Source organism: Hydrogenophaga sp. (assembly GCF_041913525.1).
Classification (GTDB): domain Bacteria; phylum Pseudomonadota; class Gammaproteobacteria; order Burkholderiales; family Burkholderiaceae_C; genus Hydrogenophaga.
Map to the genome: position 1 here is coordinate 25,960 of NZ_JAYSFD010000017.1, position 20,929 is coordinate 46,888.

At 68.2% G+C, this 20,929-nt stretch carries 21 protein-coding genes; 14 read left to right on the forward strand and 7 right to left on the reverse strand.

Features of this window, described 5'->3' with window-relative positions; translation table 11 throughout:
- Positions 1–78: 78 nt before the first annotated feature.
- Positions 79–1,455 (reverse strand): sigma-54-dependent transcriptional regulator, encoded by a 1,377-nt coding sequence (locus ACE3RQ_RS16835; RefSeq protein ID WP_374523226.1) that lies wholly within the window; start codon positions 1,453–1,455, stop codon positions 79–81.
- 450 nt (positions 1,456–1,905) lie between these two features.
- Here ACE3RQ_RS16835 and ACE3RQ_RS16840 point away from each other — a divergent pair, with 450 nt between their 5' ends.
- The 10 genes from ACE3RQ_RS16840 (at position 1,906) to ACE3RQ_RS16885 (ending at position 12,294) form a co-directional block, all read left to right on the forward strand.
- Positions 1,906–2,133 carry a formate dehydrogenase gene (locus tag ACE3RQ_RS16840; protein ID WP_374523227.1) on the forward strand — a complete coding sequence of 76 codons (228 nt, stop codon included), beginning with the start codon at positions 1,906–1,908 and terminating at the stop codon, positions 2,131–2,133.
- Between the two features lie 92 nt (positions 2,134–2,225).
- Positions 2,226–5,189 (forward strand): formate dehydrogenase subunit alpha, encoded by a 2,964-nt coding sequence (locus tag ACE3RQ_RS16845; protein ID WP_374523228.1) that lies wholly within the window; start codon positions 2,226–2,228, stop codon positions 5,187–5,189.
- 15 nt (positions 5,190–5,204) lie between these two features.
- Positions 5,205–5,807, forward strand: a complete 603-nt coding sequence (gene fdh3B / locus ACE3RQ_RS16850) for a formate dehydrogenase FDH3 subunit beta (RefSeq protein ID WP_374523229.1) — start codon at positions 5,205–5,207, stop codon at positions 5,805–5,807.
- Positions 5,807–6,055 carry a hypothetical protein gene (locus ACE3RQ_RS16855; protein WP_374523230.1) on the forward strand — a complete coding sequence of 83 codons (249 nt, stop codon included), beginning with the start codon at positions 5,807–5,809 and terminating at the stop codon, positions 6,053–6,055. The genes fdh3B and ACE3RQ_RS16855 overlap by 1 nt, the downstream gene beginning before the upstream one ends.
- Positions 6,056–6,066: 11 nt before the next feature.
- Positions 6,067–7,254: a formate dehydrogenase subunit gamma gene (locus tag ACE3RQ_RS16860; protein WP_374523231.1), complete on the forward strand. Its 1,188-nt coding sequence runs from the start codon at positions 6,067–6,069 to the stop codon at positions 7,252–7,254.
- A gap of 16 nt (positions 7,255–7,270) precedes the next feature.
- Positions 7,271–7,615 (forward strand): hypothetical protein, encoded by a 345-nt coding sequence (locus tag ACE3RQ_RS16865; protein ID WP_374523232.1) that lies wholly within the window; start codon positions 7,271–7,273, stop codon positions 7,613–7,615.
- Positions 7,616–7,728: 113 nt separating this feature from the next.
- Positions 7,729–8,634 carry a formate dehydrogenase accessory sulfurtransferase FdhD gene (locus ACE3RQ_RS16870; protein ID WP_374523233.1) on the forward strand — a complete coding sequence of 302 codons (906 nt, stop codon included), beginning with the start codon at positions 7,729–7,731 and terminating at the stop codon, positions 8,632–8,634.
- Positions 8,635–8,696: 62 nt separating this feature from the next.
- Positions 8,697–9,329, forward strand: coding sequence for a uracil phosphoribosyltransferase (upp, locus tag ACE3RQ_RS16875; protein ID WP_374523234.1), 633 nt, complete (start codon positions 8,697–8,699; stop codon positions 9,327–9,329).
- A 32-nt stretch (positions 9,330–9,361) separates the two neighbouring features.
- Positions 9,362–11,899 (forward strand): ABC transporter permease, encoded by a 2,538-nt coding sequence (locus ACE3RQ_RS16880; protein ID WP_374523235.1) that lies wholly within the window; start codon positions 9,362–9,364, stop codon positions 11,897–11,899.
- Positions 11,896–12,294, forward strand: coding sequence for a group II truncated hemoglobin (locus tag ACE3RQ_RS16885; RefSeq protein WP_374523236.1), 399 nt, complete (start codon positions 11,896–11,898; stop codon positions 12,292–12,294). The genes ACE3RQ_RS16880 and ACE3RQ_RS16885 overlap by 4 nt, the downstream gene beginning before the upstream one ends.
- On the opposite strand, the gene ACE3RQ_RS16890 is transcribed toward ACE3RQ_RS16885, so the two are convergent.
- From ACE3RQ_RS16890 to ACE3RQ_RS16900, 3 genes are read right to left on the reverse strand one after another with little or no spacing between them, the layout of a single operon-like run.
- Positions 12,295–12,807 (reverse strand): hypothetical protein, encoded by a 513-nt coding sequence (locus ACE3RQ_RS16890; RefSeq protein ID WP_374523237.1) that lies wholly within the window; start codon positions 12,805–12,807, stop codon positions 12,295–12,297.
- Entirely contained in the window at positions 12,807–13,475 is a 669-nt protein-coding gene (ypfH, locus tag ACE3RQ_RS16895) for an esterase (protein ID WP_374523238.1), read from the reverse strand. The genes ACE3RQ_RS16890 and ypfH overlap by 1 nt, the downstream gene beginning before the upstream one ends.
- Positions 13,475–13,927, reverse strand: coding sequence for a DoxX family protein (locus ACE3RQ_RS16900; RefSeq protein ID WP_374523239.1), 453 nt, complete (start codon positions 13,925–13,927; stop codon positions 13,475–13,477). The genes ypfH and ACE3RQ_RS16900 overlap by 1 nt, the downstream gene beginning before the upstream one ends.
- A 102-nt stretch (positions 13,928–14,029) precedes the next feature.
- Here ACE3RQ_RS16900 and ACE3RQ_RS16905 point away from each other — a divergent pair, with 102 nt between their 5' ends.
- A complete protein-coding gene (locus ACE3RQ_RS16905) occupies positions 14,030–14,929 on the forward strand; it encodes a LysR family transcriptional regulator (protein ID WP_374523240.1) in 900 nt (299 codons plus the stop codon).
- Between the two features lie 17 nt (positions 14,930–14,946).
- On the opposite strand, the gene ACE3RQ_RS16910 is transcribed toward ACE3RQ_RS16905, so the two are convergent.
- The gene (locus ACE3RQ_RS16910; protein ID WP_374523241.1) at positions 14,947–15,591 is read right to left on the reverse strand and encodes a Smr/MutS family protein; all 645 of its coding nucleotides are present in this window, start codon (positions 15,589–15,591) and stop codon (positions 14,947–14,949) included.
- Between the two features lie 34 nt (positions 15,592–15,625).
- A complete protein-coding gene (gene radC / locus ACE3RQ_RS16915) occupies positions 15,626–16,318 on the reverse strand; it encodes a DNA repair protein RadC (RefSeq protein ID WP_374523242.1) in 693 nt (230 codons plus the stop codon).
- A gap of 63 nt (positions 16,319–16,381) precedes the next feature.
- On the opposite strand from radC, the gene ACE3RQ_RS16920 reads away from it, so the two are divergent.
- From ACE3RQ_RS16920 to serS, 3 genes are all read left to right on the forward strand, one after another.
- Positions 16,382–16,828, forward strand: coding sequence for a peptidylprolyl isomerase (locus ACE3RQ_RS16920; RefSeq protein WP_374523243.1), 447 nt, complete (start codon positions 16,382–16,384; stop codon positions 16,826–16,828).
- A 106-nt stretch (positions 16,829–16,934) separates the two neighbouring features.
- Positions 16,935–17,888, forward strand: coding sequence for a 4-hydroxy-3-methylbut-2-enyl diphosphate reductase (ispH, locus tag ACE3RQ_RS16925; RefSeq protein ID WP_374523272.1), 954 nt, complete (start codon positions 16,935–16,937; stop codon positions 17,886–17,888).
- A gap of 22 nt (positions 17,889–17,910) precedes the next feature.
- Positions 17,911–19,221 (forward strand): serine--tRNA ligase, encoded by a 1,311-nt coding sequence (serS, locus tag ACE3RQ_RS16930; RefSeq protein ID WP_374523244.1) that lies wholly within the window; start codon positions 17,911–17,913, stop codon positions 19,219–19,221.
- 10 nt (positions 19,222–19,231) lie between these two features.
- Here serS and ACE3RQ_RS16935 read toward each other — a convergent pair whose 3' ends face one another.
- Positions 19,232–20,833 (reverse strand): hybrid sensor histidine kinase/response regulator, encoded by a 1,602-nt coding sequence (locus ACE3RQ_RS16935; RefSeq protein ID WP_374523245.1) that lies wholly within the window; start codon positions 20,831–20,833, stop codon positions 19,232–19,234.
- Between the last annotated feature and the right edge of the window lie 96 nt (positions 20,834–20,929).

The window sequence follows — 20,929 nt, forward strand, 5'->3', positions numbered from 1 at the left end:
ACCCGGCGGAACCGGCTTGGCCGGGCCGCACCGGGTTGCCCCCTTGAGGGGGACGCGCGAAGCGCGGCGGGGGTGTTTTCAAGAGACGCTCCACTCGGCCACGCGGCGCTCCAGCGTGCGGCGCGACACGCCCAGCAGGTGCGCGGCGCGGGTCTTGTCGCCCTGCACCGAGTCCAGCACCGAGAGGATGTGCAGTTTCTCCAGCGTTTGCAGGTCGGTCACGCCCTGGGCGGCGCCGCTGGGCGGGGCAGGGTAGAGGGCCGACACATTGAGCGAGCCCAGAATCAGCGAGCGCTCAATCAGGTTGCGCAGCTCGCGCACATTGCCTGGCCAGTGGTACTGGCGCAGGAAGTCCATTTCCTGTTCGCTGATCTGCAGTGGCTCGGTGCCCAGCGAGGGCGCGAGTTGCGCCATGAAGTGGGCCACCAGGGCGGGGATGTCGTCTTTGTGCTCGCGCAGGGGCGGCAGGGCCATGTCCACCACCTGCAGGCGAAAGAACAGGTCTTGCCGGAAGCGGCCGGCGGCCACCTCGTGGCTGAGCTGGCGGTTGGTGGCGGCCACGATGCGCAGGTTCAGCGGCACCAGCTGTTCGCTGCCCACGGGGCGGATCTTCAGGTCTTCAATGGCGCGCAGCAGCGTGGCCTGAATGGCCAGGGGCAGCTCGGCGATTTCGTCCAGAAACAGGGTGCCGCCTTGCGCGTAATGAAACAGGCCGTCGCGCGCGCGGCTGGCGCCGGCAAAGGCGCCCTTGGCGTGGCCGAACAGCTCGCTCTCGATCAGCTCGGGCGACACGGCGGCGCAGTTCACCGGCACAAAAGGGCCGGCCGCGCGCGGCCCCAGCGCGTGCAGGGCGCGGGCCACCAGTTCTTTGCCGGTGCCCGATTCGCCTTGCAGCAGCACGGTGCTGTCCACCGCCGCCACGCGCGGCAATGCGTCGCGCAGCGCGCGCATGGCGGGCGATTCGCCCACCAGCCGGGGCGCTTGCGGGCCGCTGCCGCTGGTGGCGCGGCGCAGCACGAAGTTCTCGCGGCGCAGGCGCGAGCGCTCGTAGCACTGCTTCACCGCGTTCAATATTTGCGGCACGCGAAAGGGCTTGAGGATGAAGTCAGACGCGCCCGCCCGCAGCGCCTCAATGGCGGTGTCCAGGTCAGCGAAGGCGGTGATGAGGATCACCTCGCCGGTAAAGCCCTGTTCGCGCAGTTCCTTGAGCCACACCACGCCGCTCTTGCCGGGCAGGGAGATGTCCAGAATGACCAGGTCCACGTGGTGGCCCTTGAGCCATTGCTCGCCCTCTTCGGCGCTGCCGGCGCTCATCACGAAGTGGCAGCGCGGGGCCAGGGTCTTGACCAGGAAATGCAGCATGCCTGGCTCGTCGTCCACCACCAGGATCGACCAGCCAGGCCAGCCCTCGACGGGTTTATCGGGAGAAAAAGAGGGGGGTCGAGGGGTGTCCACGCGGCGGGATTCTACGGAGGTGCCCCAATGAATCACTCGGATATTGGCGCATTCCCCACCGTGTCACAGGGCGTTGCCAGGCGTGTGGCGTGCGACAAATTGTCGCGAAGGGCTGCGTCAAGTTGGCGGTGGTGTGCGCGAGGGCAGGCTTTGGGGTGCGGGATATCCCGCGCTGCGGTCGCGTGGTCCTGCCATTGCGCCGCACTTTCGGGGCGGGTCTTGCACGCTTTGGTATGCCTGTTTGCGCAGGGGTGATGGTTGGCATGGATCTGGCTAAGCGCGCGCCGGGAAAGGCGTGTTTCAACCCGCTGGTTTCTCTCTGAAAACGGGGGCAGGGAAAGCACCCGTGTGGGGTCGGTTGCAGGGGGGGGATAGGGCGGTTAGATTCCCCACTTATGCAAAAGGGCCGCATGTGCAAATGCGCGCTCTCGTTCAACCCTGGAGACATGCATGAACAAGTCCCCTCGCCCCACCGAAGACGGCCGCGGCGGCCTGAGCCGCCGCACCCTGTTTGCCGGGGCTTCCACCGTTGGTGTGTTGGCCGCTGCGGCTGCCGTGGTGTCGCGTGCGCCCGTTGAGGCCGAGCCCGTGGCGCAGCCCAAGGCCCCGCCCGCCAAAGGCGGTGGTTACACGCTGAGCGAACACGTCAAGCGCTACTACCAGACCACCCGCGTCTGAGCGCCAGGCACCCCGTCCGATCCCCACGAAATGTCCCCGCTGCCCGCAACGGCCCCCGGCTGGAACCGCGCAGCGCCACAGGAGGCATCACCATGTTGCTGACCAAGAAAAACACCGCCCACGCCAGCCACGCGTCAAGCGCCCGGCCCGCCTTCGTGCACCAGTTGCAGCGCGGCCTCTCCGCCGCCCTGCCCACCATGGACCGCCGCGCCTTCCTGCGCCGCTCGGGTCTGGGCGTGGGCGTGGGCCTGGCCGCCACCCAGCTCACGCTGGTGAAGAAGGCCAAGGCCGCCGAAGGCAAGTCGATTGACGGCACCGGCAAGATTGAAGTCAAGCGCACCGTCTGCACGCACTGCTCGGTGGGCTGCGCCACCGACGCCATCGTCGAGAACGGCGTGTGGGTGCGCCAGGAGGCGGTGTTCGATTCGCCCATCAACCTGGGCGCGCACTGCGCCAAGGGCGCCTCGCTGCGCGAGCACGGCCACGGCGAGTACCGCCTGCGTTACCCGATGAAGCTGGTCAACGGCAAGTACCAGCGCATCAGCTGGGACCAGGCCTACGACGAGATCGTGGCCAAGATGAAAGAGCTGCGCGAGGCCAGCGGCCCCGACTCGGTGTACTTCATCGGCTCGTCCAAGCACAACAACGAACAGGCCTACCTGCTGCGCAAGTTCGTGAGCTTCTGGGGCACCAACAACTGCGACCACCAGGCGCGCATCTGCCACTCCACCACCGTGGCTGGCGTGGCGAACACCTGGGGTTATGGCGCCATGACCAACTCGTACAACGACATGCAGAACAGCAAGGTCGCTCTGTACATCGGCTCCAACGCCGCCGAGGCGCACCCTGTGTCGATGCTGCACATGCTGCACGCCAAGGAAACCGGCTGCAAGATGATCGTGGTCGACCCGCGCTTCACCCGCACCGCGGCCAAGGCCGACGAGTACGTGCGCATCCGCTCGGGCACCGACATCCCCTTCCTGTTCGGCCTGCTGTACCACATCTTCAAGAACGGCTGGGAAGACAAGCAGTACATCAATGACCGCGTCTACGGCATGGAAGACGTCAAGAAGGACGTGCTGGCCAAGTGGACGCCGGACAAGGTGGAAGAAGCCTGCGGCGTGAAGGAAGCGCAGATGGCCAAGGTGGCCAAGATGCTGGCCGACAGCCGCCCCGGCACCATCGTGTGGTGCATGGGCCAGACCCAGCACACCATCGGCAACGCCATGGTGCGTGCCTCGTGCATCCTGCAACTGGCCCTGGGCAACGTGGGCAAGAGCGGCGGCGGCACCAACATCTTCCGTGGCCACGACAACGTGCAGGGCGCCACCGACGTGGGCCCCAACCCCGACTCGCTGCCCGGCTACTACGGCCTGGCCGCCGGCGCCTGGAAGCACTTCGCCGCCACCTGGGGCGTGGACTACGACTGGATCAAGTCGCAGTACGCCGAGGGCACGATGGAGAAGCCCGGCATCACCGTGTCTCGCTGGATCGACGGTGTGCTGGAGAACAACGAGCTCATCGACCAGGGCCCGAACCTGCGCGGCGTCTTCTACTGGGGCCACGCCCCCAACTCGCAGACCCGTGGCCTTGAGATGAAAAAGGCCATGGACAAGCTGGACCTGCTGGTGGTGGTGGACCCGTACCCCTCGGCCACCGCGGCCATGGCGGCCATGCCCTCGAAGGACGTGAACCCCAACCGCGCGGTGTACCTGCTGCCGGCGGCCACCCAGTTCGAGACCAGCGGTTCGTGCACCGCTTCCAACCGCTCGCTGCAGTGGCGTGAGCAGGTGATCGAGCCCCTGTGGGAGAGCCGCACCGACCACATGATCATGTACCAGTTCGCCCAGAAGCTCGGCTTTGCCGAACAGCTGTGCAAGAACTACAAGATGGTCAAGGGCAAGGGCGGCATGGAAGAGCCCGAGATCGAGTCCATCCTGCGCGAGATCAACAAGTGCGTCTGGACCATTGGCTACACCGGCCAGAGCCCTGAGCGCCTGAAGGCCCACATGCGCAACATGCACGCCTTTGACGTGAAGACGCTCAAGTGCAAGGGCAAGGTGGTGGACAAGGAAACCGGCTACGACATGTCCGGCGACTACTTCGGCCTGCCTTGGCCCTGCTACGGCTCGCCCGAGATCAAGCACCCGGGCTCGCCCAACCTGTACGACACCTCCAAGCACGTGATGGACGGCGGCGGCAACTTCCGCGCCAACTTCGGCGTGGAGCGTGGCGGCGTGAGCCTGCTGGCCGAAGACGGCTCGCACTCGGTGGGTGCCGAGATCACCACCGGCTACCCCGAGTTCGACCACGTGCTGCTGAAGAAGCTGGGCTGGTGGGGCGACTTGTCCGAGGCCGAGCAGAAGGCCGCCGAGGGCAAAAACTGGAAGACCGACCCCACGGGCGCCATCATCCGCGTGGCCATGGCCCACGGCTGCCACCCGTTTGGCAACGCCAAGGCCCGTGCCGTGGTGTGGAACTTCCCCGACGCCATTCCGCAGCACCGCGAGCCCATCTACGGCACGCGCCCCGACCTGGTGGCCAAGTACCCCAGCCACGACGACCAGAAGAACCGCTGGCGCCTGCCCATCCTCTACAAGTCGCTGCAGGCGAAGAACGTCGAGGAAAAGCTGCACGAGAAATTCCCGTTCATCATGACCTCGGGCCGACTGGTCGAGTACGAGGGCGGTGGCGAGGAAACCCGCTCCAACCCCTGGCTGGCCGAGCTTCAGCAAGAGATGTTCGTGGAGATCAACCCCAAGGCCGCTGCCGAGCGCAACATCCGCAACGGTGACCGCGTGTGGGTGAGCTCACCCACCGGTGCACGCTTGAACGTGCAGGCGCTGGTGACCGAGCGCGTGGGGCCTGACACGGTGTTCCTGCCCTTCCACTTCTCGGGTCGCTGGCAGGGCGAGGACATGAAGCCTTACTACCCTGATGGCGCGATGCCGCTGGTGCGTGGCGAGGCGGTCAACACGGCCACCACCTATGGCTACGACATCGTGACGATGATGCAGGAAACCAAGACCACCATCTGCAATATCGAGAAGGCGTAAGCCCAGGAGAACCACATGGCACGAATGAAATTCATCTGCGACGCCGAGCGTTGCATCGAGTGCAACGGCTGCGTCACCGCCTGCAAGAACGAACACGAAGTTCCCTGGGGCGTGAACCGCCGCCGCGTGATCACGCTCAACGACGGCGTGCCCGGCGAGAAGTCCATCTCGGTGGCCTGCATGCACTGCAGCGACGCGCCTTGCATGGCCGTCTGCCCGGTGCAGTGCTTCTACCGCACCGAAGAAGGCGTGGTGCTGCACGACAAGGACGTGTGCATCGGCTGCGGCTACTGCTCGTACGCCTGCCCCTTCGGCGCGCCACAGTTCCCTTCGCAAGGCACCTTCGGTGTGCGCGGCAAGATGGACAAGTGCACCTTCTGCGCCGGTGGCCCGGAAGAGCACGGCAGCCAAGCCGAGTTCGAGAAGTACGGTCGCAACCGCCTGGCCGAGGGCAAGCTGCCGGCCTGCGCCGAGATGTGCTCGACCAAGGCCCTGCTCGCTGGTGACGGCGACGTGGTGGCCGACATCTTCCGCTCCCGCGTGATCGCACGCGGCAAGGGCGCCGAAGTCTGGGGCTGGGGCACCGCCTACGGCACCGCACAAGGAGGCAAGTCGTGATGCAGCGTTTCACCTTCATCTGCGCGGCCGCGGCCGCTTCGCTGGCCCTGGTGGCCTGTGGCGACAAGCCGCAAGAGCTCAAGGCCACTGGCGTCAAGCAAGACCGCGCCGCCTACACCGGCGTGGGCAAGAGCCAGTACGCCAATGGCGGCTGGACCGTGGGCGACAAGAACAGCTGGGAACAGCAGCTCAAGGCCCGTGCCCAGTACGGTCAGAACGAGTACCAGCGCGTCGCCGCGCCCAAGTGAGGAGGCTTCCCATGAAGGCCATGTTTCATCTTGGGCGATCAGGCCGGGCCTGGCTCGCGGCAGCGTTGCTGTCGGTGAGCGCGGGCTGGGCCATCGCCCAGTCGGCCCCGGCGCCGCAGCCCGCCCCGGCGGCAGCGGCACCGGCCACTGGCGGCATCAAGGGCGCCAACATCTTCGAGATTGCGCCCGACGCCGACAAAGACCCCAACTACGCCCAGCAGACCAACGGAGAGCGCCGCCAGGTGCAACCCGGCAACAACGCGCCCATGTGGCGCTCGGTGGGCGGCGGCGTCACGGGCTACAGCAGCCTGCCGTACCCCGAGGCTGGCAACCTGATCCAGCCCACCGTGCAGTACCCGGGTTCGCGCCTGACCACGGCCGGCGAGGCCTGGCGCCAGGTCCGCAACAACTGGATCCTGCCCTACGGTGGTTCGCTGCTGCTGATCGTGGCCGTGGCCATTGGCCTGTTCTACTTCGGCAAGGGCACGCTCAAGCTGCACGGCCCCGAAACGGGTCGGCTGATCGAGCGCTTCACTTATGTGGAACGCGCGGCGCACTGGGTGAACGCCATTGCCTTCGTGGCGCTGGCGGTGTCGGGCATCGTGATGGCGTTCGGGCAGTTCTTCCTGCTGCCCATCATCGGCAGCACGCTGTTTGGCTGGCTGACCTACGCGCTGAAGAACGTGCACAACTTCGTGGGCCCGCTGTTCGCGGTGTCGCTGGTGGTGGTGATCCTCACCTTCGTGAAGGACAACCTGCCGAGCAAGCACGACATCACCTGGCTGCTCAAGGGCGGTGGCCTGCTGGGCGGGCATGAAGTGCCGTCGCACCGCTTCAACGCGGGCGAGAAGGTGCTGTTCTGGGGCGGTGTGTTCCTGTTCGGCTTGGTCGTGGTGGGCTCTGGTGTCTTCCTCGACAAGATCGTGCCGGCGGTGGAATACACCCGCGCCAACATGCAGGTGGCCCACATGATCCACGCCACGGCGGCGGTGGTGATGATGGCCATGTTCATGGGCCACATCTACATGGGCACCATCGGCATGAGCGGCGCCTACAGCGCCATGAAGACCGGCTACGTGGACGAGACCTGGGCCAAGGAACACCACGAGCTCTGGTACGACGACATCAAGGCCGGCAAGATCCCGGCCCAGCGCACCGCCACGGCGGCCGCCGAGGCTGCCCAGCCCGCCAAGGCCTGATTTGTAAGAGGTTCACATGAAACGCACCGTTCTCATCCTGTCCCTGCTGGTGTCGGGCGCGGCCATGGCCAAGCTGCCCGCGCCGGTGCTCACCGACGAGGCCAAGGCCAAGGCGGCCGAGGCCGCCGCCAAGACCGCCCACGACAACAAGGTGGCGGCCTACCAGTTGTGCAAGTCGATGGACAAGGCCGCGGCCAACCACTTCAAGTACGCGGCGGCCCGTGGCAAGAGTGCGCAGGCCTCGGCCAACGCGCCGGCCTGCACCGACCCGGGCCCGTTCGTCTACACGCCTGCTGCCGCGGCGCCGGCCGCCGCACCGGCGCCTGCTGCCCCGGCCGCAGCGCCCGCCAAGAAGGGCTGAGGTTCGCCTCGCTCTCGCAAAAAAGGCCCGCTGGGCCTTTTTTGTTGCGCGCGCTGATCTGCGCCCTTTCCCTTTTCCCTTTGCGTTCTTTTGTGCCCAGGCACACTCGCGCCATGAACTTGTCTGACCTCACGCCCGCTGCCCAGCCCCTGCGCCCCTTGCTGTCTCAGGCCAGCGCGCCGCTCACGCGCGAGGTGCCGGTGGTCAACGAGTTCGGCGTGGCCAGCACCGTGGCCATTCCGGCCGAGCGCGACCTCACCGTGTACGTGGACAAGCGCGAGCTGGTCACGCTCATGACGTTGGGCGCCCACCCCGAGTGGCTGGTGCTGGGCTATTTGCTGAACCAGCGCCTGATCGGTTCGATTGAAGAGGTGGCCTCGGTGCAGGTGGACTGGGACGTGGGCGCCGCCGCCGTCACCACCCGCGCGGGCATCGAGCGCATCGAAGAGCGCACCGCCACGCGCGTGGTCACCACCGGCTGCGGGCAGGGCAGCGTGTTCGGCCACCTGATGGACGAGATCGACCGCATCGCGCTGCCCGATGGCGTGCTGCGCCAGTCGCAGCTCTATGCCATCGTCAACGCCATTCGCCTGACCGAGAGCACCTACAAATCGGCCGGCTCGGTGCACGCCTGTGCGCTGTTCCGGGGTGAGCAGTTGCAGCTCTTCGTGGAAGACGTGGGCCGCCACAACGCGGTGGACACCATCGCCGGCTGGCTGGCCTTGAATGACTCGCCCGCCGCGCCCGTGCCGGATGGCGGCATCGACAAGGTGTTCTACACCACGGGCCGGCTCACCAGCGAGATGGTGATCAAGTCGGCCCAGATGGGCGTGCCGGTGGTGGTTTCGCGCAGCGGCATCACCCAGATGGGGCTGGAAGTGGCCCAGCGCGTGGGCCTGTGCGCCATTGGCCGGGCCACCAACAAGCACTTTCTTTGCTACGCCAACCCGCAGCGCCTGCTGCTGGACGCGGTGCCCAGCCACGCCACCGGGGCCGGCGCCCGGGTCGAATCGACCTAAACTCGGGCCACCTGGCCCGCCCACACCTGGCGACGGGCCCAACCCCATTTGCCGAGAGCCCCATGAGCCGAGAAGTCCACGTCATTTCCCACCCCCTGGTGCAGCACAAGCTCACGCTGATGCGCCGCAAGGAAACCAGCACCAAGAGCTTTCGTGAGCTGGTGCACGAGGTGAGCGCGCTGCTCGCCTACGAGCTCACCCGCGACATGCCGATGCAGCTCATCGACATCGAGACCCCGCTGGAGCAGATGAAGTCGCCCGTGATCGACGGCAAGAAGATCGTGCTGGCCTCCATCCTGCGCGCCGGCAACGGCTTCCTGGACGGCATGCTGCAGATCATTCCCGGCGCGCGCGTGGGCCACATCGGCCTGTACCGCGACCCGGCCACGCTGCAGGCGGTGGAGTACTACTTCAAGATGCCGCAGGACATGCACGAGCGCGACGTGATCGTGCTTGACCCCATGCTGGCCACCGGCAACTCGGCCGTGGCCGCGGTGGACCGCCTGAAGCAGACCAACCCGCGCTCGATTCGCTTTGTGTGCCTGGTCACCTGCCCGCAGGGCATCAAGACCTTCCACGACGCCCACCCCGACGTGCCCATCTACACCCCGGCGGTGGACCGCGGCCTGAACGAGCACGGCTACATCGTGCCCGGCCTGGGCGACGCGGGTGACCGGATCTTCGGCACCAAGTGAACCCGCGGGCGGCTTGCCGCTCCAAGCCTGCCATGACCTCACCTGCCGCCTTGCCCATTCGCTTCTGGACCCTGGGCTGGTCCTCCCTCTGGCGCGACTGGCGCGCCGGTGAGTTGCGCCTGTTGGTGCTGGCCGTCACCCTGGCGGTGGCGGCGCTCACGGCGGTGGGCTTTTTTGCCGACCGCCTGCAGGGCGGCCTGGCGCGTGACGCCCGCGCGCTGATCGGTGGCGATGCGGTGGTGCGCAGCGACAACCCCACGCCCGCGGCCTTTGCCGACAAGGCCCGCGAACTGGGCCTGCAGATCGCCCAGAACGAGACCTTCCCCACCATGGGCCGCGCGCCCGACGATGCCGGTGGCGCCAGCCGGCTGGTGGCCCTGAAGGCGGTGAGCCCCGGTTACCCCTTGCGCGGCACGCTGCGCACCGCGCCCGCGCCTGACCAGCCCGAGGCCACCACGTCTGACATTCCGGCCCCGGGCACCGCCTGGGTGGACGCGGCCCTGCTGGGCGCGCTTGACCTGAAGGTGGGCCAGCCGCTGCTGCTGGGCGACACCGCCTTCACCATCGCCCGCGTGCTGGTGGCCGAGCCCGACCGGGGCGCCGGCTTCATGAGCTTTGCCCCGCGCGTGATGATCCACCGCGACGACCTGGCCGCCACCGGCCTGGTGCAGCCCGCCAGCCGCATCAACTATCGCCTGGCGGTGGCCGGCGACGACGCCCGCGTGGCCCAGTTCAACGCCTGGGCCCGTGCCGAGATTGACCGGCACGAGGTGCGCGGCGTGCGCCTGGAATCGCTGGAAAGCGGCCAGCCCGAGATGGAGCGCACCCTGGGGCGCGCCGAAAAATTCCTGAACCTGGTGGCCCTGCTGGCGGCTCTGCTGTGCGCGGTGGCGGTGGCGATCGCGGCGCGCGGCTTCGCCCAGCGCCACCTGGACGACTGCGCCATGCTGCGCGTGCTGGGCCTGTCGCAAGGCACCATGGCCCGCGCCTACACGCTGGAATTCGCGCTGGTGGGCCTGTTCGCCAGCGCCCTGGGCGTGGCCCTGGGCTGGGCGGTGCACCACGTGTTCGTGCTGCTGCTGGCCGGTCTGGTGGAAAGCAACCTGCCCGCGCCCAGCCTGGCGCCGGTGCTGCTGGGCCTGGGCATGGGCCTGACGCTGATGATGGCCTTTGGCCTGCCGCCCGTGCTGCAACTGGCCAAGGTGCCGCCGCTGCGCGTGATCCGCCGCGACGTGGGCCAGCTCAAGCCCGCCACCCTGGGCGTGCTGGGCCTGGGCATCGCCGGCTTTGCCGCGCTGCTGCTGGCCGCCAGCCGCGACCTGGTGCTGGGCGGCATCGCGGTGGGCGGCTTCGCCGGCGCGGTGCTGCTGTTCGCGGTGGCCAGCTACGCCGCCGTGCGCCTGCTGCGCGCCAGCGTCAACGAGACCACCGCGCCGCGCGCCCTGGTGATGGCCACGCGCCAGTTCAGCGCCCGCCCGGTGTTCGCGGTGGTGCAGATCAGCTCGCTGGCCGTGGGCCTGCTGGCCCTTGTGCTGCTGGTGCTGCTGCGCACCGACCTCATTTCCAGTTGGCGCAGCGCCACGCCGCCCGATGCGCCCAACCGCTTCGTCATCAACATCCAGCCCGACCAGGCCGAGGCCTTCCAGCAGAGCCTGCGCCAGGCTGGCGTGAAAGACTTTGACTGGTACCCCATGATCCGTGGGCGGCTGGTGGCCATCAACGGCCGCGAGGTTTCGCCCGAGCAGTTCGAGGCCGAGCGCGCGCAGCGCCTGGTGGAGCGCGAGTTCAACCTGTCCAGCACGGTGCAGCCGCCCGACCACAACCCCATCGTGCAAGGCCGCTGGACGCCGGAAGAAGCCGACGGCCTGAGCGTGGAAAAAGGCCTGGCCGAAGAGCTGGGCCTGGCGCTGGGCGATCGGCTGTCGTTCGACATCGCCGGGCAGGTGCTGGAGCGGCGCATCACCAGCGTGCGCGAGGTGGACTGGGCCTCGCTCAAGGTGAACTTCTTCGTGCTGTTCCCGGTGGCCCAGGTGCCCGACGCGCCGGTGACCTACATCACCTCGTTCCGCGCGCCCGACACCGCTGGTTTTGACAACGCCCTGGTGCGCCAATTCCCCAACGTGACCAACGTGGACATGAGCCAGACCATCGCCCAGGTGCAGCGCGTGTTGGGCCAGGTGATCGGTGCGGTGGAGTTCTTGTTTGTCTTCACCCTGGCCGCCGGTCTGGTGGTGCTGCTGGCGGCCGTCACGGCCACGCGCACCGAGCGCGAGCGCGAATTCGCCATCTTGCGCGCGGTGGGCGCGGGCTCGGGTCTGCTGAAGCAGGTGCAGCGCATCGAGCTGCTGGGCGTGGGCCTGCTGGCCGGCGCGCTGGCCTCGGTGGTGGCGGTGGCCGTGGGCTGGGCCCTGGCGAAATACGCCTTCCAGTTCAGTTGGACGGCCTCGCCCTGGGTGCCGCTGGCCGGCGCACTGGGCGGCGCGGTGCTGGCCCTGATGGCCGGTTGGTGGGGCCTGCGCAGCGTGTTGCGCACCCCGGTGGTGGAAACCCTTCGCAAGGCAGCGACATGACAGACCCGGTGAAGCCGGCAACCCCCTTTGAATGGATCGGTGGCGAGGCGCAGGTGCGCGCCCTGGTGGACCGCTTCTATGACCTGATGGACCTGGAGCCCGGCTACCGCGAACTGCGCGCCGCCCACGGCAACACGCTGGAGAGCGCGCGCGACAAACTGTTCTGGTTTCTCTGCGGCTGGCTGGGCGGGCCCGACCACTACATCAGCCGCTTCGGCCACCCGCGCCTGCGCATGCGCCACATGCCGTTTGCCATCGGCATTCAAGAGCGCGACCAGTGGCTGGCCTGCATGGACCAGGCCATGGGCGACGTGGGCATTGACCCCGAACTTCGCCAGCGCCTGAACCAGAGCTTTTTCCAGACCGCCGACTGGATGCGCAACACACCAGCCTGATCAGGCCGGCCGCCCACGCCACAGGTGCAGGCCGTCCAGCCCCAGGTGGTGCAGCGTCTCGCGCAGCACCAGCAGGCGCGCGGCGGCTTCCCGGCCAGGCGGCAGGTCGCGCCAGGCGCTGGCATCGCCCAGGGCGCCACTGGCCAGGCGCTGAAACGCCGCTTCCACCGCGGCGGTGGGCACGGTGGTGAAGCCGGCGGTGTCGTTCGAGCCTGCCAGGCCGGTGCTGGCCAGCCAGCGCGCATCGCCGCTTAACAGCACCGCCCCGGCCGGCCAGTGCGGCAGCGCCGCCATGAGGGCGTCTTCCACGAAGTCGATGCCGCGCTCCAGCTCCACCGCCGTGGGCCGATCGCCTGCGAAGAAGCGAGCACCCACGGCCGCGTCGCCCAGCGGCAGCGGGGCCAGCGCCTCGCCATCGGGCGCCCGGCGCCAGTTCAGCGTGGTGGCTCCCAGTTCAAGCCACACGGGCGTGGCCGTGGGCCAATGCCGCAGAGCCGCGTGGTGGGCGTCCATCACGCCGCTCCGGTGAGGTGCTGGCGCACCGCCTCCACCACACGGGCGTCGATGCCGTGGCCCAGGCCAGGCAGCCGGTCCAGCGTGGCGTGCCCGCCCAGGGCCTGCCACTGCTGCAGGGCCGATGCGCTCAGGCCCACCGGCATCACCCCGTCGCTCTCGCCGTGCACCAGGTGCAGCACGGTGGCCGGGTCGGCGCGACGGGGCGCTTGCGCGAAACGGCCGGCGATGGCGACCACTCGGCCCGCCAAGCCGGGGGCGCCCTGGGTCGCTTCCAGCGCCATGATGGCGCCTTGCGAGAAGCCCAGCAGCGCTGTGCGCGCCGCGTCCACCCCGGCCTTGGCCTGCCAGCGCTGCACCGTGGCCACGAAGCCCGGCATGGCGGCCGCGACGCGGGCGGGCCGGTTGGCCTCGTCCACGCCGCGCACCGAAAACCACTGCCAGCCCGCGCCCAGGTCGCAGGGCTCGGGCGAGCGCACGCTCACCACCCAATGCCGGGGCAGGTGGCGCGCCAGCACCTGGCCCAGGGGGGCCAGGTCTTCGGCCGAACTGCCCACGCCATGGAACAGCAGAAGCAGCCCTTCGGCAGGCCCTTCAGGGGCCTGCACGATCAGGTCGCCCGGCCGTTGCGTGAGCGGTGCCATCGGGGTGCTGCTCTCGCTGGCCATCAGCGCGACCCTTCGTCGCCGGCAATCGCCGCGTCCACCGAGGCGCTGCCGCCACCGCTGATCAGCAGCGAGACCGATGCCGCCAGCAGGGCCAGGGCGAATTCGTAGCCGTTGTTGCTCATGAACAGGCCGTGGCTGATGTGCACCGTGAAGATGGCCACCAGCATGGCCACGCTCAGGGCCAGTGCGGCCGGGCGCACCAGCAGGCCCACGATCAGGGCCAGGCCGCCGAAGAACTCGGCGCCGCCAGCCAGCAAGACCATCAGCACGCCGGGCGCCAGGCCGATCGATTCCATCCATTGCGCCGTGCCGGTGAGGCCGTAGCCGCCGAACCAGCCGAACAGCTTTTGCGCACCGTGCGCGGCGAAGATGATGCCCACCGGAAGGCGCAAGGCCAGTGGGGCCCAGCCGGCGCGGGTGGACATGACGCGGGAGATCAGGGATTGGCTCATGGAAGTGCTCCTTGGGAGGTTGTCGATGCGTCAACTGTATTGTTCAAAATTGAATTGATAAATTACATTCCCGATAACTGACTGTCCCGAAAAGAGAAACAGATGGACCGATTCGAGGAAATGCGGGTGTTCGCCGCCGTGGTCGATGCGGGCAGCTTCGTGCGCGCGGCCGATGCGCTGGACCTCTCCAAAACCGCCGTGTCGCGCCATGTGTCCGAGCTGGAGTCGCGCCTGGGGGTGCGCCTGCTTCACCGCACCACGCGCAAGCTCTCGCTCACGGCCGAGGGGCAGGTCTTCCATGCGCGCTGCAAGGCGCTGCTGGGCGCGGTGGAGGCGGCCGAGGCCGAGATCACGGCCGGCTCGGTGCAGCCCAGCGGTGTGTTGCGCCTGAACGTGCCGGTGACCTTCGGCCTGATGCACCTGGCACCGCTGTGGCCCGACTTCATGCAGCGTTACCCGCAGGTCACGCTGGACGTGAGCCTGGCCGACCGGTTGGTGGACCTGGTGGAAGAGGGGTTTGACCTGGCCGTGCGCATCGCGCAACTGAGCAGTTCCACCCTGGTGAGCCGGCAGTTGGCCACCACGCGCATGGTGCTGTGCGCCTCACCCGAGTACCTGCGCCGCCACGGGCAGCCGCAGCGCCCGGCCGATCTGGCCCAGCACCGTGTGCTGGCCTACAGCCTGTTCCACCAGGGCGAGCACTGGGCCTTTGACGGGCCACAAGGGCGAGAGGTGGTGAAGGTGAACCCGATCTTGCGCACCAACAGCGGCGACACCTGCGTGGCCGCTGCGCTGGCGCACCAGGGCGTGGTCCTGCAGCCCAGCTTTCTGGTGGGAGAACCGCTTCGCCAAGGCGATCTGGTGGAGGTGCTGCCGGGGCATCGCTCGGGCGAAATGGGCATTTACGCGGTCTACCCCAGCCGCCAGCACCTGCCGCCCAAGGTGCGCGCCATGGTGGACTTTCTGGTGGAGGCCTTTCGCACCACCGCCTGGCCCGCCTGAACTGGCCCGATGGAGCGTTATGCCGGGCGCAGCAGCACCACCAGCGCGCCCGCGCCTCCTTCGGCCGGGCGGGCCTGCACAAAGGCCATCACCTCGTTTTTCTGCACCAGCCAGCGCAGCACGCGGCTTTTAAGCACGGGCGTGCGGCCTGGCGAGCCCAGGCCCTTGCCGTGCACCACGCGCACGCAGCGCAGACCCAGCTGGTGGGTCTCGCGGATGAATCGCCCCAGCGCCTCGCGCGCCTCGTCAGTGCGCAGGCCGTGCAGGTCAATCTGGCGCTGGATGCTCCAGCGGCCCTCGCGCAGCTTGCGCACAACGTCCGGCCCCAGGCCAGGGCGGCGGTAGCTGAGCATTTCGTCGGTGTGCAGCAGGGTTTCGATGTCGAACTCGTCCGACAGGGCCTCGCGCATCACCAGGGCCTCATCGCGCTCGCGCTGCAGCGGGCGCGGGGCCACGCCGCGCGGGGCATGCTCCACCCTGCCGTGCGAGCGCAGGCGCTGCACCGGCCCCACCGCCAGCTCGAACAGGCGTTTTTCGCGATCGCGGCGCAGGGCCTCCAGCCGCTCGGCCTCGCGCGCCGCCGCTTCAAGGGCGGCCCGCTCGGCCAGCGCCTGTTTGACGGCCTTGAGGTCGGCAAGCGATTGCACTTTCATGGCCGGCATTGTCGGGGCTGTGGCGCGGCGCTGCCGCGCGGCCTCAGAGCAACCCCAGCTCGGCCATCGAGGTGACTTGGTGGCGGGTGACGATGAAGTGGTCCAGCACGCGCACGTCGATCAGTTGCAGGGCCGAGCGCAGGGCGCGCGTGACCATTTCGTCGGCCGACGAGGGCGTGGCCGCGCCGCTGGGGTGGTTGTGGGCCAGCACCACGGCGGCGGCGTGGTGGTGCAGGGCGCGCAGCACCACCTCGCGCGGGTAGACGCTGGTCTGGGTGAGGGTGCCGCGAAACAGCTCTTCCAGCGCGATCAACTGGTGCTGGTTGTTGAGGTAGAGCACGGTGAACACCTCGTGCGGGAGCGAGCCGATCTGCAGCTTCAGCAGGTCTCGCACCGCCTGGGGGCTGTCCAGCGTGGTGCCTTCGCGCAGCTCTTGCGTGAGGGCGCGGCGGGCCAGCTCCATCACGGCGGCCATCTCCGCCCGCTTGGCCGGCCCTAGGCCCTTGATGGACGCCAGCGCCTTGGGGCCCGCGTTGAGCAGGCCTGAGAGGCCGCCTCCCCGGTCGAGCACCTCTTGTGCCAGCTGCAGCACGTGCTTGCCGCTGACCCCCGTGCGCAGCAGCAAGGCCAGCAGTTCCACGTCGCTCAGGGCCGCCGGGCCGCGCTCCAGCAGCTTTTCGCGCGGGCGTGTGGAATGGGGCAGGCTTTTCAGCCCTCGATTCGCCAGGCCTTCCATCGTTTCTCCTCCCAGGGTGGGCCTGCTTTTTACAATACGGGTTTTGTCGGTACGCCCCCTACCATGCCCCAAGTCCAAGACGGCTCCTTTCTCACCCTCCACTACCGCATGAGCGATGCGCAGGGCCAGGTCATCATCGACACCTTTCCGGGCGCGCCCGCCACGCTGAGCCTGGGCACCGGTGAGCTGTCGCCCGCCATCGAGCAGCGCCTGCTGGGCCTGGAGGAGGGCACGCACACCGTGATCGAGCTGGCCGCGGGCGAGGCCTTCGGCGAGCGCCAGCCCGACATGGTGCAGTGGGTGGCGCGCAAGCTGCTCAATGAGCTGGGCGACCCGATGGAGCAGTACGCCGTGGGCGATGTGGTGCAGTTCCCCACGCCCGACGGCCTGGGCTCTTATGCCGGCGCCGTGCGCGAGGTGCGCGCCGATGGCGCCGTGCTGTTTGACTTCAACCACCCGCTCGCCGGCCAGCCCGTGCGCTTTGAGGTGCAGTTGATCGGGGTTCTTTGACATGACGGCTGAAACCAGAAAGACGAGCGCCGCCGGGCCGCCCCAAGGCGCGAGCGACCCCTCGGGGGGCAGCGAACCACGCGAAGCGGGGAGCGTGGGGGCGCAGATTGTCTTGGCCGAGCCGCGTGGTTTCTGCGCCGGCGTTGACCGGGCCATCGAAATCGTCGAGCGCGCGCTGGCCAAGTTCGGCCGGCCCATCTACGTGCGCCATGAAATCGTGCACAACACCTACGTGGTGAACGACCTCAAGGAAAAGGGCGCGATCTTCATCGAGGAACTCGACGAAGTGCCCGCCGGCGCCACCCTGGTGTTTTCGGCCCACGGCGTGAGCAAGGCCGTGCAGGACGAAGCCGCCCGGCGCGGGTTCCAGATTTTTGACGCCACCTGCCCCCTGGTCACCAAGGTGCACGTGGAGGTGGCCAAGCTGCACCGCGAGGGCTATGAGTTCCTCATGATCGGCCACAAGGGCCACCCCGAGGTGGAAGGCACCATGGGCCAGCTCGACAGCGGCATTCACCTGGTGGAAGACGTGGTCGACGTGGCGCGCGTGCAGCCCGCCCAGACCGAGAAGCTGGCCGTGGTCACGCAGACCACCCTGTCGGTGGACGACGCGGCCGAGATTCTGGCGGCCGTGAAGGCGCGTTTCCCCAGCGTGCGCGAGCCCAAGCAGCAAGACATTTGTTACGCCACGCAGAACCGGCAAGACGCGGTGAAGCTCTTGAGCCCGCAGGTGGACGTGGTGATCGTGGTGGGCAGCCCCACCAGCTCCAACAGCAACCGCCTGCGCGAGGTGGCCATCAAGCTGGGCACGCCGAGTTTCATGGTGGACAGCGCCGACGAGTTGCAGCCCGAGTGGTTCGAGGGCAAGGCCCGCGTGGGCCTGACGGCCGGTGCATCCGCCCCCGAGATCCTGGTGCGCCAGGTGATCGAGCGCATCAAGGCCTTCGGGGCCATTTCGGTGCGTTCCATGGAAGGCCTGAGCGAGACCATCAAGTTCCCGCTGCCCAAGGGCCTGAAGATCGACGGCGACCAGACCGCGCCCCTGCAGCACCTGCGCTGACCCTTTACTTTCATTTCATCCCATGCTCGACATCGTTCAACTGCGCAAAGACCTCGACACCGTGGTCGCGCGCCTGACCACCCGCAAGAACCCGCAGCCTTACCTCGACGTGGCGGCCTATCAGGCACTGGAGGCCGAGCGCAAGGCGCTGCAGACCCGCACCGAAGAGCTGCAAAGCCAGCGCAACAGCCTGTCCAAGCAGATCGGCATGCTCAAGGGCAAGGGCCAGCACGCCGAGGCCGACGCCGTGATGGCCCAGGTGGGCGCGATCAAGGCCGAGCTGGACGCCGGTGCTGCGCGCCTGGACGTGATCCAGACCGAGCTGCAGGCCCTGCTGCTGGCCGTGCCCAACCTGCCGCACGAGAGCGTGCCGGTGGGGGCCGACGAATCGGGCAACGTGGAGCTGCGCCGCTGGGGCACGCCGCGCGCCTTCGATTTCCCGGTGCGCGACCACGTGGACATCGGCGAAAAGCTGGGCCTGGATTTCGAGACCGGCGCCAAGCTCTCGGGCTCGCGCTTCACCTTCATGCGCGGCCCCATCGCCCGCCTGCACCGGGCGCTGGCCCAGTTCATGCTGGACGTGCAGACGCAAGAGCACGGCTACACCGAGTGCTACACGCCCTACATCGTCAACGCCGACACGCTGCGCGGCACCGGCCAGTTGCCCAAGTTCGAGGGCGATCTGTTCGCCGCCAAGAAGGGTGGGCAAGAGGGCGAGGACGAGCAGGCGCTGTACCTGATTCCCACCAGCGAGGTCACGCTCACCAACGTCGTGCGCGACACGGTGCTGAGCGAGGCCGAGCTGCCCATCAAGCTCACCGCCCACACGCCGTGCTTCCGCTCGGAGGCCGGCAGCGCTGGGCGCGACACGCGCGGCATGATCCGCCAGCACCAGTTCGACAAGGTGGAGATGGTGCAGATCGTGCACCCCGAGAAAAGCTATGAGGCGCTGGAGGACATGACCCGCCACGCCGAGGCCATCTTGCAGCGCCTGGAGCTGCCCTACCGCGTGATCGCGCTGTGCACCGGCGACATGGGCTTTGGCGCGGCCAAGACGCACGACCTGGAGGTGTGGGTGCCGGCGCAGGGCACCTACCGCGAGATCAGCTCGGTCTCCAACTGCGAGGCTTTCCAGGCCCGCCGCCTGCAGGCCCGCTTCAAGACGGCACAGGGCAAGAACGAGCTGGTTCACACCCTCAATGGCTCGGGCCTGGCCGTGGGCCGTGCCCTGGTGGCGGTGCTGGAGAACCACCAGAACGCCGACGGCAGCATCACCGTGCCGGCCGCCCTGCGGCCTTACCTGGGCGGCCTGGAGCGCTTGCAGGCGGCCTGAGGGCGCTGCCTCAGCCCATCGGGGCCTGGCCCAGGGGCCAGCCCAGATTGGCCAGCGCGGGCAGCAGGGCCTGGAGCTTGACCGGGCCTTCGATCACGTGATTCGCGCCCGCGTCGCGCCAGGCATCGGCGCCTTTGCCCGTTCGGGTCAGGGCGACCAACGGGGTGGGCGCCGTGGCCCGTTCGCGATCGGTCTGTCGCACCCGCTGGGCCAGTTCGGTGCCGTTCAGGCCAGGAAGCGAGTCGCTGACCAGCACCAAGGCCCATTGACCATCGCCCGCCAGCGACAGGGCTTGCGTGCCGTCGGTGACGTGGACGATGTCCCGGTCGTTCAGGCCCAGCAGCAAGCGCAGCAGGTCGAGGTAGTCGGCCTGGGTGTCGGCCACCAGCATGCGCCGGTGAAGGGACGCGGCCTCGACCTCGGGCAGGGGCAGCCACACGCGCATGGTGGTGCCTTGGCCCAAGGTGCTTTGCACCTCGATGCGGCCTTGCATCATGTCCACTAGTTGCTTGCAGATGTGGGTGCCCAGGCCCGAACCGCCGTAAGCGCGGGTGGCGCTGCCGTCGCCCTGGCTGAAGGCCTCGAACAAGTGCGGCAGAAACGCGTCGGACATGCCGATGCCCGTGTCGTCCACCTCGATCCAGACGCCGCCGTCTCCCGGCCGGGCGCTGAGCCTGACGCCACCGTGCGAGGTGAACTTCACCGCGTTGCCCAGCAGGTGGCCCAGTGCCTGTCGCAGGCGAAAGGCATCGCCCCGTACCCAGCGCGGCAGGTCCGGGTCGAGGCTCAGGGTCATGCTCAGGCCCTGTGCATCACACAGCAGCTCATGCGAGACCGCCAGTGTCCGCAGCAACTCGTGCAGGTCAAAGGGCTCTGGCTCGATCTGCACAGCACCTCGGTCAAGGCGAGTGGCCTGCAAGATGTCATCGAGCAGCTTGAGCAGGTGCCGCGCCGATTGCTCCACCATGTCGAGCTGTTCGCGTTGGCTCTCTGACAGTGGGGTGCTCTGCAGCAATTGCGTGAACCCGAGCACCCCATTGAGCGGGGTGCGAAGTTCGTGGCTCATGTTGGCCAGGAACTGTTCCCGGATGGCGGCGGTGCGCTCGGCCTGCTTCTGCGCCAGCCGGGTTTGTTGCAGGGCGTGGCGGTCGGAGATGTCCTGGGCGATCTTGGTGGAACCGATCACCTGGCCGTTTTCGTCCCGCAGTGGCGACAGGCTGATTGACAGGTGCACCGGGCGCCCATCGCTTCGCAGTCGCACGGCCTCGAAGGTGGGCACATCGCGTCCCTGGGAAATTTCGGCAATGAGCCGCGCTTCTTCATCAACGCTCCCGGGCGGAAACAGCCGGGTGATGGGTTGGCCGATCATTTCCCGTCTCAGGTATCCGAAGATGCGCTCTGCGCCGCTGTTCCATGACGTGATGGTGCCGTCCAGGGACTTGGTGACGATCGCGTCGTTGGAGTTGGCGATGATTCGCTGGGCAACGCGCAGCCGCTGCCTCGCCTCGCGCAGGCGAAGCCACAGCAACAGACAGCCGCTGCTCAGGCCTGTGGCCAGCAGCCAGCCGGCCTGGTGCCAGGCCACGGCGAGGAGAGGGGGAAAGCTGTTCATGACAGGCTAGGGGCGTGCGAGGCACCGGCGCCGCGCACCACCTTGGCATTTCGGCCATCCCGCCCGAAAACTTGACAACCGAAGGTCGGAAACCCG